The following is a 16,269-nucleotide window of genomic DNA, read 5'->3' as shown; positions in this document are numbered from 1 at the left end:
TTTATTTCATCCACCTAAAAACTCTACCATCAATAGTTTTTTGTATTAAAGAAAAAATTATTCCTATAATAATTACTACTATTATCCATGCAAATACCATATTAGTATTTAAATAATTCTTTTCCACAAAAAGTGCCGTTCCTATACCATATTTAGGTTGTCCAATAACTTCTCCTCCAACTACTAACTTCATAGTTAGGGAAAAGGTTGAAACCATTATTCTACATATGGCAAAACTTATGCTTGGCAAATATATATTCTTTATTAAATTACCCATACCAATCTCATAAACCTTAGCCATCTCTAGTATATTTTTGTCTATATTTAATATAGCTCCTATTATGGCATCATAAAATATAGGAAAACTCATTACAAACCCAACTAATATAGGAGCTATGCCTTGACTTAACCAAATTAAAGCAAGTATTATAAAGCCTATTGTTGGTAAAGATCTCATTACATTTAATATAGGTATCATAAAATTATAAACATATTTATTAAAAGCACTAAACACACCTAAAAATAAAGCAATAACTAAGGCTAAGGTAAAACTTATGAAAGTTCTTCCTAAAGTACTTATTATTATTTTGAAAAAATCATTTGATTTTATTACTTCAATTAACCCCTTAAACGTTAAATAGGGAGAAGGTAATATTACCTCACTCCCTATAATCATACTAGCTAATTGCCATAAAATAAAAAGTATCACTGAAGATAAAAATATTAATTTCTTATTTTTGTAAGAAAATTTCTTCATTTATCTTTTTACCTCCTATAGCTTTAGGCTCTAAGCTGTAAATCTTGTCATAATATTTAATATATTCACTTTCACTATCTAAAGCACTTACGTAATTTAAATTTGCTCTTTCTAGAGATTTAGCTATTATTTCTTTTTTGCCTGTTATGCCAACTTCTTCTGCAAAGGCACCTGCTTCTTCTTTATTTTCATTTGCCCACTTAGTACTATTATCTATTTCCTTTAAGATCTTTTGAACAGCCTCTGAATTATTTTTTGCTAGGTCCTCTTTAACTATAACACTAGACTGAGGATATCCCATTTTTGAATCACTCATTTTTTTCCACTGTTCATTTAATGATGCTACTATTTTTGTTTCTGGTTTCTTTGTCATTATTTTAGTTAACATAGGTTCTGGAACAACTGCATATTTAGCTTTTCCCTCTATAAATAAAGGAGCTAATTCTGAAGCTGCATTTACATAACTTAATGTTAAATCTTTTTCAGGATTTATTCCATCATTTTGAAGTAATATCTTAAATATTAAATCTGGAGTCAATCCTTGACCAACATTGTAAACATCTTTTCCTTTAAGATCTTCTAAGCTATTAACAGAATCATCACTGCTTATAACATATAATGAACCAAAACCTACTGTTCCTGCAAGTTTATATTTAGCTTCCTTGTTATATGCAATAGCAGCTACATTTGAAGGAACTATACATATATCTCCCTCTCCTTTTAACACCTTAGAAACTAAAGCATCTGATCCCTTTACTATTGAATAATTTATATCTAAGCCTTTTATTATTTCTGGTTTTTCTTTTATCATTTTAACTATACTAATAGCTGGAAGTCCATCTGGTACTACTATTTCTATGGATGTTTTTTCTTCTGGTGCCTTAGCTTCTTCTTTCTTAGAAGTATTACATCCTACTAATATACTTAATGAAAATAATACCATTAGACCTAATGATAAAAACTTATTTAATTTTTTCACCCCTGCACCTCCATATAATAAATTTTCTATGTTTTATTTTGCCACTTATTCATTATTTTTTCAATATATATCTATTTTTTTCCTTGAATTTCTGGCACTGGTTCTTCATTATTCTTTTTAGGTGCTTTAAATCTTTTTGAATTCCAAGAAGATTGTTGATCTTTCTTTGCCATAAATCTCACCTCCTCATCTTAAATCAGTTTTATTTTATGAGTAAAGGCTTATTTTATTCATGGCAAAATTAATCTACTTGTTTTCTCTCATTCTAGTTATTAATTCACTTTCTATAAGTTCTGATTTGGAAAAACCTTTTCTAAAATATCTTATTTGCTTATACTTTATCCCATTCATTTCAAAATCTAAAACATCTATTCTATCACCACTATAAGTAAAAGGATCCCTTCTTCCTTTAACATAAACTAAAAGTTCCATTCTTTAACTTCTCTCCTTTAAAAAATCTATAATGATTTTAATTATAGCACATTTTTCATTTTTATGAATATCTTCTTTATGATGTTCATATTTTAAATATATTATTTAAAATACTAAAATAAGCTTTGGTGGAAAATAACTTTCATCTCTAAAAATTATTCTCATCCAAAGCTTTTTATTAAAAGTAAATTTTTCTATTCTCTTTAGCCTTCTGCATTTTGAAGCTCGTAAATTTCCTCTATTGTTATACCTAGCTTTTCTGATATTAACTCAGGTGATAATATGCCTGCAAGGCTTTTTGCTATTCTTAATTGCTCTTCTTTTCTTGCATTTTTAACAGCTAAATCTCTTTCTTCATTATATAATCTCTCAATCTTAGTCATTTCTAACAACTCCTTAAGTTCTCTTGCTTCTTCTTCACTAATAAACTTATCTGTAGATTCAATTATTCCATTTAATATAATTGCCTCATCTCTTTCAGATTTTATTGATTTTGCTAACTGAACACAATCTCTTAAAATATTGCTATCATCATGCTCACTCTTCATAAGTGGCAACATTATGAATTTTATCTTATCAGCTTGAGTTAAATTATCTTCTAAAACCTTCTCCTTTAACTCTTTTAAAACTTTCTCCGCAGTTAGCTTATTCATAAATATGCTTTCTGAACAAATAAGTATATCTCCAAAACTTAATGTGTTTCTAGCTTCCTTAACACTTGAATTATAAATTATAGCCATTCTAACCTTTGGAAAGGCTCCTCTATGCTTATAATATCTCTTTATAACCTTAACAGCCACCTCTAAGTATATAAACATATTTTCATCTATATTTTTTTCATCCTCATATCCAAAAAGTAAAATAGAGCCATCTTCTAAAATAAATATTTCATTAGGCCCTACCTCTGAAACTTCATTTTCAAAAAAGTTTCTTGGTAGCCTGTCCATTATTTTAGGCATATCATTAACGCCTAAAATTTCTAGTGGTTTTCCTTTATAAAGTTGTCCCATAAGCTTATATAAAATATCCTTAGCTCCGTAACTTATGTTAGTTCTTCCCATGTTTTTATCACCCTCACTTTGTTGAGAATATATTCTTTTCAATTATTATATCACATTTTATTTACATATATATTTCATCTATGCCTAAATTAAAAAGTTTTTATTAAATAGCAGTTATAAAATTATATATATTTAGTCCTATAATTAAAATTGTTATAGTATTAAAAACTCTTAATATTATTTCATTACTAAAGATTCTATTAAATTTTGCCCCTATAAAACCTCCTAAAACACCTCCAAATATCATATATGGAAGCATGGATAGATCATACCCAGAAAAGCCAGTTCCAAAAGCAATAGTTAAAAGTTTAGATGCTTGAGAAAATAGTATTATAAGGACAGAATCTCTAGCAGCATTCTTAGCTTCCATGGAAAAGAATATTGTTAAAAAGGCAACATTTATTGGTCCTCCCCCAATACCTAGAAAGGCTGCTATTAATCCTAAAAATATCCCAATTATAGTGCTTAAAATAAAGTTATCAATTTTGTAACTCTTAAACTTTTCTTTATTATTCATGTATATATAAACAAATATTAATAACAATGCTAAAATTCCACTTTGCACTAAAGATACGATTCTTCCTTGAACAATTTTTAATATAAAAGTTAATAACTTTTGTCCTAATAATCCCCCAATTACAGAACCAATACCTAATAACCCAGTATTTTTTATATCAATCTTACTTTTATAAGATAATTGTTTGATTACCGAAACTAAGGCCATAGAAAAAATAGTACATGCTGATAAAACTCCAATAGTTTCTATATTGTAGTCTCCTAAGAAATCTAAAACTGGCTTTATTATTACTCCTCCACCAAGTCCAGCCATTGATCCACAAATTGTTGATAATAGAGCCACTAAGAAATATATTAAAACCATATTATCACTTCCTTAAATTAGCTATTTATATTATTTTAAAATTCTCATCTATTATATTCTTTTACATTCCCTCCTTTCCATATTTAATTTAAAAAACTCGCCTAAACTCCCCTAAAAACTCTATATTTATATATTACAACAAAGTATTTCAAAAAGCTTAAACTCTAAATTGTTTACATAAGAAATCTTATGTAGTATGTTATACTTATATATTACACTATAAGGAGATATATTATGGAAACATTAAATGACTTATTGAATTTAGAGTTAAATAAATGTAGTATTTTTGACATAACAGAAGAACATTTAATCTTACTTAAAACAAAGGATTTTCACACTCAAAATAATTTTTATTTTTATCTTTATAATAAACTTACTTCTATAGAAAAGACAAAAAGAAAGGAACTTGCTTACTGCAATTATCTTATATCCTACTATTTATTTATAGTAATGACACCCTTATATTATGAAGAATTAGCTTTTTATCATGGAAAAAAAGCCTTTCAGTTAGAAAATTCCACAAAATATATGGAATGGCTTTTATTATTTGGAACCTTAGAGAAACCTCTATTAACTTATGAGATTTGTTCTAATCTTGCTAAAGAAATTTTAAAAGAAAATCCTAATTCAACCTTAGCTAACTTCTTTCTTATGTAAGATATTAGAAAATAACTAATAATTTTCCTCTTATTTTAAAAAGGATTTTCCTTTTAGACTTATTATTTTTCATATAAAATTTAATTGGCTGTATTAAAATAATCAAAACTTAAATATATTATTTAATTTTCTAAGATTAATTAATAAATTTTAGTTTAACTTATTATTTTAATACAGCCATTTTTATTTACATACTAATTTTTATTTTAAAAATACATCTCCAAAGAAATATCCTGTAAATATAAAACCTAAATTCCACAAGAATATTCCTGGAGTAGAATAGATTAAAAACTTAAAGAAATTCATTCTTACTGAACCTGCTATAATAGAAACTATGGTTCTTAAAACAGGCAATAGTCTACAAAGAAAAACTCCAAAAAGTCCTTTTTCCTTTAAAATAGTACTGCTTTTTCTTATGGTTGGCTGAACCTTAGGAAACTTCAATCCTAATTTATCTAAGAGTATTGCCCCTCCATAATATCCTATTAAATATAGTACTATACTTCCTAAAACTCCAGCCACAACTGATATAAAAACCACAAGAACTATACTTTGATTATTTCTAGAAGCTAATATCCCCGCAGCAGGCATTATTATTCCAGCTGGTAGTCCTGGTAGATTTAAATATTCTAAAAATACTATTACAAATAACAAGGTTAAACCATAAGTTGCAAAATAATTTAGCACAGCATCTATGTCCATAAAACTTTCTCTTTCTCCTTTCATATAACCCCTTAATTTAATATTTTCCCCTAAAATCTAAATAAAATTCAATACACAAAATCAAAATCACAAACTAAAATCTTATCTTTCCTCCAAAGAAATATCCAACTACAATGCCTGTAAAGTTCCAGCAAAATATACCTGGTATAGAAAAAATAATAAACTTAAAAAAATTAACCTTTACAGTGCCACATATTAAGGATACATAGGTTCTAATAATAGGTATTAATCTACATATGAATATCCCTAAAAAACTATGCTTTTCTAGTATTTTTTCTGTTTTTTCAAGCTTATCTTCTATTTTAGGATGTTTAATTTTAAGCTTTTCTAAAAGTGTTGATCCTACAAAATAACCTAAAAAATATAATATTATACTTCCTACCAGACCTGCAATTAAGGATATTAGCATTACTTTTATTATTCCCTTATGAGCTTGTCCTGCAATTATGCCAGCCGCTGGCATTACTATACCTGTAGGCATTGCAGGTACGCAATATTCACCTACAACTATTAAAAATAATACAATTAACCCATATGTATGTATATAATACAAAATATCTTGCATGGTCATAAATACCACCATTCTTTCCTTACTTAATATTACCAAGTCAATATATAATATTATAACATATAACCACTTTTAATCCTTATTATTCCTATTTAGTAAATACAAAATAAAAAGGGTGTATAAAGACAAAATCTACTATAAAACTTATAAATATTATAAATATATTATCTAAAGTAGCTTTATAATATAACCTATTACAATTTTACAATTATAAATTTAATAATTGTAAAAACTCATTTATAAGTTTTATCTTTTTGTCTTAATACATCCCATTTTTTAATTATCTATTTGCATACTTTTTATTTCTTTTAAAGATAATCCTGTTTTCTCAGCTATTACTTCATCATCTAATAGTCCTATAAGATTTCTAGCTATGTTTTGTCTTTCATAGGCAACAGCTTCATTTACTAATCCTTTTTGCTTTAACTCAGCCGTTGAATTTAATAAGGATTCTTCATCATAAAAGTCTAAATAAGAATAATGTTCTCCATCAATATCCCATCCTAAAATAGAATCTACACTTACATTTTGTGCTGCTCTAAATATTGATTTATCTACTCCATCAAACTTTTCTTTAAACTCTTCAATCATATCTTTAATTTCAAAACGCTTATTACCTATTTTTTTAGCAGCTACCATACATGCACAGTTTAATGGCCATATTCCAGCTCTTTGAATCCATCTTTTTATATATTTTTCTTCTATATAATATAGAGGTCTTATAAGCTCTATTCCATCAAAATTAGCAGCTTTTAATTTTGGTAACATGGTTTTAAAGTTACCTGCATATAAAACATTAAGCATTGTTGTTTCTATAACATCATTAAAGTGATGTCCTAAAGCTAACTTATTACATCCAAGTTCCTTTGCCTTACCATATAATGATCCTCTTCTCATTCTTGCACACATATAACATGGATAATCCTTAGCTATTTTGTCTACAACTTGGAATATTCCTGAATCATAAATATGTACTGGTATATCTAAATATTTGCAATTATCCTCAAGTAACTCTCTGATTTGAGGATGATATCCTGGATCCATAGCTAAAAATACAAGTTCAAAGTTTATTTGACCATGTTTTTTTAACTCTTGAAAAAGCTTTGCCATTATTAAAGAATCTTTTCCTCCAGAAATAGCAATAGCTATCTTATCCCCTTCTTCTACTAATTTATAATCCTTTATAGCTTTTATAAATTTTGACCAAACTTGTTTTCTATATGTTTTAACTAAACTTCTCTCTATCTCAGCTAAAGGTCTTCTCTCATTAAATGGTACTAAAATCTCGCATCCTTCTCCTGCTACACCACTCATTCTAATCACCTCACTATATAAAACTCTTTTGTTATTATAACAATTTTATCTCTTTTTGTCTTTATAAAATGGTACTTAATTAAATCCTCCTCCTATTTAACTAAATTTATTTAAGAACTCATCCAAAATTAAACAAATTAAGTATTATTTGATGTATAATTGTTTATAAATAATTTATATATATATTGGGAGGTTTTTATATGAATGCTGTTATTACCGTTGTTGGAAAAGATAAGGTTGGAATAATCCATGGTGTATCTGGTATATTGAATGACAATAATGTAAATATATTAAACATAAGTCAAACAATTATGGATGGTTATTTTACTATGATAATGCTAACAGATATATCAAATTCAACTAAGGATATTTCTTCTCTAAAAGAAATTTTCAAAGAGTTTTCTTTAAAAAATTCACTAGATATATCCGTTCAACATGAAGATATATTTAATTCAATGCATAGAATTTAATTAGGAGTTTGATGGTATGTTAAAGAATAATGAGATTTTAGAAACTATAAGTATGATTAAAGAACAAAACTTAGATGTAAGAACTATAACTTTAGGATTATCTTTAATGGATTGTGCTTGTGAAGATGTTAAAGTTTTAAGTGAAAAAATATATGACAAAATAACAAAAACTGCTGAAAATCTAGTTAAAACTGGTGAAGACATAGAAAAACGTTTTGGAATCCCTATAATAAATAAAAGAATTTCAGTTACTCCTATATCCATAGTAGCTGCTTCTTGTAATTGTAATTCCTATTTAGATATTGCTAAGGCAATGGACAAGGCTGCAAAGGAAGTTGGTGTAGATTTTATTGGAGGATTTTCTGCCCTAGTACATAAAGGATTTACAAATAGCGATTTAAAACTTATAAAATCCTTACCTGAATCCCTAGCTAATACTGATATAGTATGTTCCTCTGTTAATATTGGCTCTACTAGATATGGTATAAATATGGATGCTGTAAAACTTATGGGAGAAACTATAAAAGAAACTTCTTTAATCACTCCAGATGGATTTGGATGTGCAAAGCTTGTTGTCTTTTGTAATGCCGTAGAAGATAATCCTTTTATGGCTGGAGCTTTCCATGGCGTTGGTGAGGCTGAAAAAGTTATAAACGTAGGTGTTAGTGGACCTGGCGTTGTAAAGAAAGCTTTAGAAGAAGTTCGTGGAAAAAGCTTTGAAGAAGTTGCTGAGACCATAAAGAAAACTTCTTTTAAGGTTACTAGAATGGGACAACTAGTAGCTAAGGAAGCTTCTAAACTTATGGATATTCCTTTTGGTATTGTTGACCTTTCTCTTGCTCCTACTCCTGCCGTTGGTGATTCAGTTGGAAGGGTCTTAGAGGAAATGGGCCTTTCAAATTGTGGAACTCATGGAACAACTGCCGCCCTAGCTCTATTAAATGACGCAGTAAAAAAAGGGGGACTTATGGCATCTTCCTATGTTGGTGGATTAAGCGGTGCATTTATTCCTGTTTCAGAGGATGAATGCATGATAGAACAAAGTAAAAATGGATTTTTGACCATTGAAAAATTAGAAGCTATGACTTGTGTTTGTTCTGTTGGTTTAGACATGATAGCTATTCCAGGTAAAACTTCAGCATCTACAATATCAGGAATAATTGCTGATGAAGCAGCTATAGGCATGATAAATAATAAAACTACAGCTGTTAGAATAATTCCTGTACCTAATAAAGATATTGGAGATATAGTAGAGTTTGGTGGACTTTTAGGCTCTGCTCCTATTATGAGAGTTTCACCTGGTAATTGTGATGACTTTATCTCTAGAGGTGGAAGAATTCCAGCCCCTGTTCACTCTTTAAAAAATTAATAAAGATATTCTACTTAATCATTTATAAATTAAAATTTATAAATAAGCTTATAAAAACAAACTAAATTTAAATAAACCTTACAAACTCCTTTAAGAATTACTAGGTTTTATTAAGAATTTAAATCCTAAAACTTATCTAGTTATTCCTTGAGATAATTTGTAAGGTTTATTATTAATTTTTATAAAATAGTTTATTTCTATATTAATAAAATTATCTTATTATAATATTTAATTTACCAAAATATTTTTTATTTATAAAATTAAATACAGGAACTCCTATTACTGTTATTATAACAAACTCACCTAAGGCAACCTGTCCCATTGATAAAACTAAAGGTAGTCCATAAACATAATTAAGCATCCAACCTATTATAATACCATTAAATATTGTTGGCCAAATTGAAGCAATCCATATAGCTTTCTTTCCTTTTATATATTTACCAGTTAAATAAATTCCCCAAACACTTATAAAGGTTGCAAAGGTTCCTAAAACAATATCAATAGTACCATTTGGCCCTAATATATTTGCTATGAAACATCCTAGGGTCAATCCTACTATATAATCTTTTTTATAAAAGGCTAAAAGAACCATAATTTCTGATATTCTAAATTGTACCCCTAAATAACTTATAGGTGCTAAAGCTATTGTTAAGGTTGCATATAAAGCTGCAATAAGTGCTGATATAACTATTCTTTTTATATTTTTATCTGTCATATTTCCTCCTTAAAACATACATATTCTCAAAGACTCCTAACTAAGATGTTTTAAGAAAGGTAAATAAAACCCTAAATATATTATTTTAAATTTAAAACAATATATTTAAAGCTAAAAATAATTGCAAATAAAAAACCGTAGAAAATTCTACGGTTAAAAGCACACAAAATAAATCTTATATAAAAAATTATATAATGATACTTAAAACACCGTAGTTTTATTTAAAGACAGGAGGCTTTCGAACTGTCTATATATTATTTTTCCTAGTCATTATATAATATATATTCTTAAAAATCAATGTAAGATTTTATAATTTAGCTTTTATTATTTATTTTCACTATGTAATTTTACATCTAACTTTTTACCATTAGAACTTATTGTTATGTCACCATCTCTGAAAGTTTCATAAACTGTTATGCCAGCTTTTTTAAGATTGCTCATAGTCTCTTTATGAGGATGACCATATTTATTGTCTTTAGCGCAAGAAACTATGGCTATGCTTGGATCAACAGCTTTTAAAAACTCCTCACTAGTTGATGAGTGCGATCCATGGTGTCCTAACTTAAGCACATCAGCCTTTAAGTCCTTATTTTCATTTAAAATTTCTTTTTCTACTAAGCTTTCTGCATCTCCAGTAAACATAAAGGAATTTTGTCCATAGGATATTTTCATTACTGGTGAATAGTTATTTAGTTCTTCATACTGAGATTTAACTGGTGAATAAACCTGAACCTCTGTATCCTTTCCTAAATCAATCTTTGTTCCTTCTTTTATCTGCTTTATTTTTAATCCCTCATTTTTTACTGCCTTTAACATATTTTCATAAGTTTTTGTTGTATGTGCTACCTTAGGCGCATAAAAAGATTTAACATCAAAGTTTTCTAAAACTTCATCCATTCCCCCTATATGATCTTCATGAGGATGAGTTGCTATGGCTATATCTATAGTTTTTATGCCTCTATTTTTTAGATCTTTAACTAAGTCGTTAGCTCCTGCATTAGTTCCGGCATCAATTAACATATTAATTCCATTTACCTGAATTAACTCACTATCACCTTGTCCAACATTTAAATATGTAACACTCATTCCACTATATTCACTCTCTGCAGAACTTTTACTAATATTATTTTTCTGAGCTCCACATCCTGCAAAGCTTAAAACTGTAACTGTACTTATTATTGCTAATATTTTTTTAAACATTTTCCCTCCAAGAATCCTTTTTTTATAATATTAACACATTTTTAATTTTTTTGTAATTTAAAATATTTTTATAGGAAATATACCCCTTCTAAAATTAATATAAATATAATATAATTATAAATATAGTCAACAAATATATAAATAACAAAAAGAAGCGTAGATTTTTTTATCTAGGCTTCTTTTTCTTGATTTATAGGAATGAGCATTTTTAATATAAATTTGTCATCTAAAGGTTCTATAATTATTTCTCCATTATATTTTTCTAAAGCTAGTCTTATATTTTTAAGGCCAATACCATGTAAAAACTTATCTTTTTTATCAGTTAAAAAATCTCCATTTAACTTTTTTATTTTATTTGTTTTAGAATTCTCGATTTTAATAACATAAAAATTATTTACACAATTACCTTTTAAACTTATGTATCTATTATTATCTTTAATCTTTTTACAAGCTTCAATTGCATTATCAATGCAATTAGAAAAAATTGTGCAGATATCAAAGTACTCAATAAAATTAACCTTTGAAAAATCTATAAAAACCTTTAAAGAAATATTATTTTCCATACATTTTTCTCTCTTATTATTTAATATTACATCTAACACTTCATTTCCAGTATTAAATCCTAAGTTTAGCTTGTCTATTTCTGAATTAAGACTATCTATATATTTTTTTCTTATACCTGTTTCTTTGTTATTTCCTTCAATACAGGCTATGTGATTTTTAATATCATGATAAAGTCTCTTTACTTTTTCTTGATTGTCTTTTAAATTAGAATAATATTTATATTCCATTTCTAACTTGTCCTTTATAAATTCATTTTCTAATTTTAATTTGTTATTTTTTATTATTTTACTAACAATAAACATTAAGGACATATTAGATAATAACAATAATATTGAAACAAAGAATATGGATACATTATCTCCAAAACCTTCTCGTCCCCCTTTAAAGGCATATCCAAATATAACTAAAATAATAATTATATTAGTAGCTATAGGAGTAAGAATATAAATAAAATCTCCCTTTCCAATATCTACACGAAACTTTAAACATCTAACAACCATTATTAAAGATATTAAAATAACCTTTGATAATATCATAGTTTCCATCCTATAGATATTTTTACCTAAAAGCTCCGATACATTAACTAAACTATTTATTTTTACTATAAAAGAAATAGATAGAGCTTCTACTGTAAGCATAAATAACCAAAATATTAATGAGATCATAATACATTTTATATTGTTTACTCTAAAATTAAATTTATAATATATTAAACCTATAAAAAAACATATTACTATTCTTTCATTTGGATATACATTTAGAACTTTTAATAAGATAGAAAAAATTATTATTACAATGAAGGAATAAACTTCTTGTTTATTTTTTCTTTTCTTAGGGCTAAATTGACTTATAATCAAATAAAAACTTACCCATTCTATAATCATGGAAGCATTCTCCATGAAGTCCCAAAACATTTGATTCATTAACATATTAAATCCCCTAAAAGGCTAGTTAACCTTAATTTTAAATTTTTCATTCTATGCTTACTTACAGGTAAAGTAAATTTATTTATTAAAAGATAATCCTTTTTAATCTCTTCTATCTTTATTAAATTTACAATATAACTAGTATGACATCTAAAAAAGCCCTTATTATTAAGCTCCTTTTCTAGTTTATTCATACTCATCTTTACTATATAATCTTGAGAATTAGTATGTATTATTACCTTTCTCTCAAAAGTCTCAAGAAAAAGTATATCTTCTGTTCTAATCTTTAAAACATTATTTTTATCTTTTATTGTTATGTATGTATATCTTTTATGTAAAATATTTTCTACACAAGCTGTAACCTGCTCTTGTAGCTCCTTAAATTTAACTGGCTTTATTAAATATCTAAAAGCACGAACTTCATAACCTTTTTGAATATAATCCCATAAAGCAGTTATAAATATAATCTCAACTTTATCATCATACTTTCTAACCTTTCTAGCAGTCTCCATTCCTGTTAACTCACCCATTTGAATATCTAAAAAAAGCATGTCCAAATTTTCTGGATATTCCCTTAATAGATCCTCTCCTGTCTCAAAGGTTAAAAGTTTATACTCTACTCCTATTTCATCTAAAACTTTACTTAAATTATTTTTTAATTCTTCTCTTTGCAAGGAATTATCTTCACATAAGGCAATACTAAACATGTCTAATAATCTCCTTTTCAACTTATATTTCTTATGTAATTTTATCATATTTTATTCTATATTGCTTAAGTTTATAAAACAAATTTGAAATCTTAAAAGGTAATTAAACAAGACCTAGAAAACCAGGTCTTATAAAAATCAATCTAAACTTATATATTTTGCTGTAAACCAAGCTGTCTTATAGCCATTACTTGCAAAATAAGTTCCTAGTGCATATCCACTTTCTATTTTATGAACATAAAGTCTTTCACCATTTTTCACCCAGCCCATTTTACTTGATCTTTGAGACTTTATATACCTAGCATCTAATTCTGTAACCACATTTATAACAGTGGCATTAGTATCTATTTTTAAATAATTCTGCTTTGCACTAACCCATACCTTTTGAGATTCTATATTAGTTGTATCTTTCCAATAAATTATAGGCAAATAATCCTTCTTGTCACATATCTCTGGTAAAACTCTTATTCTCTCACCTTTATATATCTCTCCTAAATCTTTATATATGCTACTTGGATTGTCTCTAGGGTCTAAATTAGCTATAGCTTTTGCATTAGTTGATTTCAAAAATTTCTCTTTTAAAGAATCCTCTTGACCTTCAGGTTTTATATTTTCTTCTATTTCCTTTTCATTTATAGCTTCAGCAATTAACTTTCCTATAAGATCTGGGCCTTTTTCCCTATATATCCTAACATCCTCAGTTGCTTCACAAAAACAAACTTCTACCAAAACTGCTGGCATTGATGTTTTTCTTAATTCATATAGTTTAGAATTCTCCTTAACACCTCTATTCTTAAGTCCAGTCCCCTTAGAAAGATTATCTACTATTCTCTTAGCGTATATCTCTGCTTTTCCTCCTCTGCCATAAATCCAAGTTCCAGTACCTAAAGGCCCTTCATATTTATCATAAGCTTTATCAAAGTGTATTGATAAAAATAATTCAGAATTATTCTCTTTGGCCTTTTGAACTCCTAAATATAAATCAGTATTAATATCACACTCTCCTGGAGTTACATCTATAACATTATGACCAGCTATATTTAAATATTTTATTAAAGCCTTATAAACCTTTCTATTCTCAATAGTTTCATCTATTATCCCCAAAGCTCCCTTTGCCTTAAAATTATGTCCACCCCTTACTGCTATCTTCATATAAAATACCTCCTAAAAATATTTATCTTTCACTATATAAATATTTTCAAGAGGTAAATTAAGTTGTTTAATTATAAAATTTATTTAATCTTCATATTATCTATATTTTCCAACCTTTTCATCCATGGTTACTCCGCCTTTTTTATAATCAATTTTAACTATTGATATAACTCTTCCAGCACCTTCTTCTATGCATATTTCTTGAGATTTTTTCACAATTTCTAGCAAATCATCAATTTTTCCTTCCATGGTAGTTTCCATAGGACCAACCTCAAACTTTACTCCTGTTGATTCTATATATTCAATAACCTTATCAACAACTTCATAAAGCCTTGAATCCTCTACTGAGGGAAGTATTTGTAAACTAACATTACAAGTATCCATATTCTTCACTCCTAATCTTAAAATATTTATAATTTATTCCTTAAACATAAAAATACTATTATTTTAAAGCTTATAATTTCATTTTATCATAAGTAATATATAGATAAATATTCAATTTAATATTTTAAATCCATCTTAATTCAAATTTTATATGCATATAAAACTTACTTCAATAAAAATTTAAAATAAAAAGACAGGCCTAAAGCCTGTCCTTTCATCGTAGTTAATTTAATATATAAACGTCTAAGTTTCTAACGCCCCAGTTAGATGCTTCTGCCTCTGTGTTAAAGAAAAGATCTACCCTGTTTCCTTTTATAGCACCACCTGTATCAGCTGCAATAGCATATCCATATCCTTCAACATATAATTTTGTTCCTAAAGGAATTACACTCGGGTCAACTGCTATTGTACTATATCCATTTGGATCTCTTAAAACATGCATTCCTGACGCAGTATATGCTTCTGCAGAACCTAATGGATGATTATAAGCTGTGGATTTAACACTAAGTTTTTTCTTAAAGTTTATGCTTTCTCCACCTCTACTTAAAGTTTGAGTTTCCTTTGTACCTTTAACAACTTCCTTATTAACAGGCTCTTTTACAACTAGTTCCTGTATAACGTTATTACTTACTTCTTTTCCATTTTCATAAACAAGTTCACGAGTTACTTTTTTCTCTCCATCTTGTCCATCATTTAATACTTCAGTATACGTTTGTGGTTTACTTTCATCCTTTTTAACCTCTGTTGTAAACTCTATAGGATGAACTTCTGTAACTTTTTTTACATCAACCTTTACCACTTCAACGTTCATTCCATCTTTTAAACTTTCTTTTTTGTCTGGTAGTATCTTATCATCATCATCAAAAGATATTCCTTCTGATTTTAACATATTCTCTACATTATCTTCCGCACTAACAATCTCTTTTTCGCCATCTTCTGTTTTTACTTTTACATTAACGGCCTTGTTTATAGTGATTGTTTCATTTTTTGATATTTTACTTTCTAATGAAGGTGTTACTTTGTCTTTAGGTGCTAATGTTATTCCATTATCGTGTAAAGCCCCTTGTACTGTACCTTTATAGGTAACAATCTCCGTTCTCTCTCCATTAACTACTACGTTAAGAGTTTTTCTCATTGAAAATACTACTATTCCTCCAACTAGAACTAACCCCGTCAGTCCTAAGGCTAAAGTTTTATTTCTATTTTCCTTTGAAAACAACTTTTTAATATTTACCATATTATCTCCTCCTTCTGGCAAGTAAAAGTTTTACGCTTCCATGCGAAAGTTATACGCTTTTCTGTATGTCAGAAGGGATTTTACACTTTTTAAGTAAAATACATTACTTATTGTAACCTATTTGTAATTATTAATCAAACAAGCTATTTTACTCATATTCTTACTATTTCTATA

The 16,269-nt window shown here is 27.4% G+C and carries 17 protein-coding genes and 1 pseudogene; 3 read left to right on the top strand and 15 right to left on the bottom strand.

Annotated features, from left to right (window positions below; genetic code table 11):
• Window position 1 precedes the first annotated feature (1 nt).
• The 5 genes from I6G60_RS07920 to I6G60_RS07900 all read right to left on the bottom strand — a co-directional run bounded on the left by I6G60_RS07920 (window position 2) and on the right by I6G60_RS07900 (window position 4,109).
• On the bottom strand, window positions 2–757 hold the full coding sequence (locus I6G60_RS07920) for an ABC transporter permease (protein ID WP_003474008.1): 756 nt from the start codon (window positions 755–757) through the stop codon (window positions 2–4).
• Entirely contained in the window at window positions 732–1,736 is a 1,005-nt protein-coding gene (locus tag I6G60_RS07915; RefSeq protein WP_197925701.1) for an ABC transporter substrate-binding protein, read from the bottom strand. Before I6G60_RS07915 ends, I6G60_RS07920 begins: the two co-directional genes overlap by 26 nt.
• A gap of 246 nt (window positions 1,737–1,982) precedes the next feature.
• The gene (locus tag I6G60_RS07910) at window positions 1,983–2,168 is read right to left on the bottom strand and encodes a hypothetical protein (protein WP_003457312.1); all 186 of its coding nucleotides are present in this window, start codon (window positions 2,166–2,168) and stop codon (window positions 1,983–1,985) included.
• 203 nt (window positions 2,169–2,371) lie between these two features.
• Window positions 2,372–3,229: a hypothetical protein gene (locus I6G60_RS07905; protein ID WP_111744243.1), complete on the bottom strand. Its 858-nt coding sequence runs from the start codon at window positions 3,227–3,229 to the stop codon at window positions 2,372–2,374.
• 103 nt (window positions 3,230–3,332) lie between these two features.
• Window positions 3,333–4,109 (bottom strand): sulfite exporter TauE/SafE family protein, encoded by a 777-nt coding sequence (locus tag I6G60_RS07900; protein WP_003454673.1) that lies wholly within the window; start codon window positions 4,107–4,109, stop codon window positions 3,333–3,335.
• A gap of 234 nt (window positions 4,110–4,343) precedes the next feature.
• Here I6G60_RS07900 and I6G60_RS07895 point away from each other — a divergent pair, with 234 nt between their 5' ends.
• Window positions 4,344–4,766, top strand: coding sequence for a hypothetical protein (locus I6G60_RS07895; RefSeq protein WP_003457203.1), 423 nt, complete (start codon window positions 4,344–4,346; stop codon window positions 4,764–4,766).
• Window positions 4,767–4,967: 201 nt separating this feature from the next.
• On the opposite strand, the gene I6G60_RS07890 is transcribed toward I6G60_RS07895, so the two are convergent.
• From I6G60_RS07890 to I6G60_RS07880, 3 genes and pseudogenes are all read right to left on the bottom strand, one after another.
• Window positions 4,968–5,492 (bottom strand): DedA family protein, encoded by a 525-nt coding sequence (locus I6G60_RS07890; protein WP_003474005.1) that lies wholly within the window; start codon window positions 5,490–5,492, stop codon window positions 4,968–4,970.
• Window positions 5,493–5,562: 70 nt separating this feature from the next.
• Entirely contained in the window at window positions 5,563–6,054 is a 492-nt protein-coding gene (locus I6G60_RS07885; protein WP_004459450.1) for a DedA family protein, read from the bottom strand.
• A 453-nt stretch (window positions 6,055–6,507) separates the two neighbouring features.
• Window positions 6,508–7,371: pseudogene (locus I6G60_RS07880) on the bottom strand (tRNA 2-thiocytidine biosynthesis TtcA family protein); the annotation flags it as partial.
• A gap of 200 nt (window positions 7,372–7,571) precedes the next feature.
• Between I6G60_RS07880 and I6G60_RS07875 the strand changes: the two are divergent.
• Both I6G60_RS07875 and I6G60_RS07870 read left to right on the top strand, forming a co-directional pair.
• The gene (locus I6G60_RS07875; RefSeq protein ID WP_003454568.1) at window positions 7,572–7,841 is read left to right on the top strand and encodes an ACT domain-containing protein; all 270 of its coding nucleotides are present in this window, start codon (window positions 7,572–7,574) and stop codon (window positions 7,839–7,841) included.
• 16 nt (window positions 7,842–7,857) lie between these two features.
• Entirely contained in the window at window positions 7,858–9,210 is a 1,353-nt protein-coding gene (locus I6G60_RS07870; RefSeq protein WP_003474040.1) for a PFL family protein, read from the top strand.
• Between the two features lie 211 nt (window positions 9,211–9,421).
• Here the strand turns inward: I6G60_RS07870 and I6G60_RS07865 are convergent, their stop codons facing one another.
• The 7 genes from I6G60_RS07865 to I6G60_RS07835 form a co-directional block, all read right to left on the bottom strand.
• Complete coding sequence (locus I6G60_RS07865) at window positions 9,422–9,925, bottom strand: QueT transporter family protein (protein WP_061415726.1); 504 nt, start codon at window positions 9,923–9,925, stop codon at window positions 9,422–9,424.
• Between the two features lie 324 nt (window positions 9,926–10,249).
• On the bottom strand, window positions 10,250–11,125 hold the full coding sequence (locus I6G60_RS07860; RefSeq protein WP_003457231.1) for a ComEC/Rec2 family competence protein: 876 nt from the start codon (window positions 11,123–11,125) through the stop codon (window positions 10,250–10,252).
• Window positions 11,126–11,295: 170 nt separating this feature from the next.
• Window positions 11,296–12,618, bottom strand: a complete 1,323-nt coding sequence (locus I6G60_RS07855) for an ATP-binding protein (RefSeq protein WP_011590863.1) — start codon at window positions 12,616–12,618, stop codon at window positions 11,296–11,298.
• Window positions 12,612–13,322: a LytR/AlgR family response regulator transcription factor gene (locus I6G60_RS07850; RefSeq protein WP_003449818.1), complete on the bottom strand. Its 711-nt coding sequence runs from the start codon at window positions 13,320–13,322 to the stop codon at window positions 12,612–12,614. The genes I6G60_RS07855 and I6G60_RS07850 overlap by 7 nt, the downstream gene beginning before the upstream one ends.
• 138 nt (window positions 13,323–13,460) lie before the next feature.
• A complete protein-coding gene (locus I6G60_RS07845; RefSeq protein ID WP_003456038.1) occupies window positions 13,461–14,474 on the bottom strand; it encodes an N-acetylmuramoyl-L-alanine amidase in 1,014 nt (337 codons plus the stop codon).
• Window positions 14,475–14,570: 96 nt separating this feature from the next.
• On the bottom strand, window positions 14,571–14,858 hold the full coding sequence (locus tag I6G60_RS07840) for a thiamine-binding protein (RefSeq protein WP_003455890.1): 288 nt from the start codon (window positions 14,856–14,858) through the stop codon (window positions 14,571–14,573).
• 223 nt (window positions 14,859–15,081) lie between these two features.
• The gene (locus tag I6G60_RS07835; protein ID WP_003456055.1) at window positions 15,082–16,095 is read right to left on the bottom strand and encodes a 3D domain-containing protein; all 1,014 of its coding nucleotides are present in this window, start codon (window positions 16,093–16,095) and stop codon (window positions 15,082–15,084) included.
• Window positions 16,096–16,269: the final 174 nt, after the last annotated feature.

The organism is Clostridium perfringens, assembly GCF_016027375.1.
GTDB classification, from domain to species: Bacteria; Bacillota; Clostridia; order Clostridiales; family Clostridiaceae; genus Sarcina; species Sarcina perfringens.
Note: the sequence above shows the minus strand (reverse complement) of the source record. Positions and strands in the feature narration are given on the sequence as shown.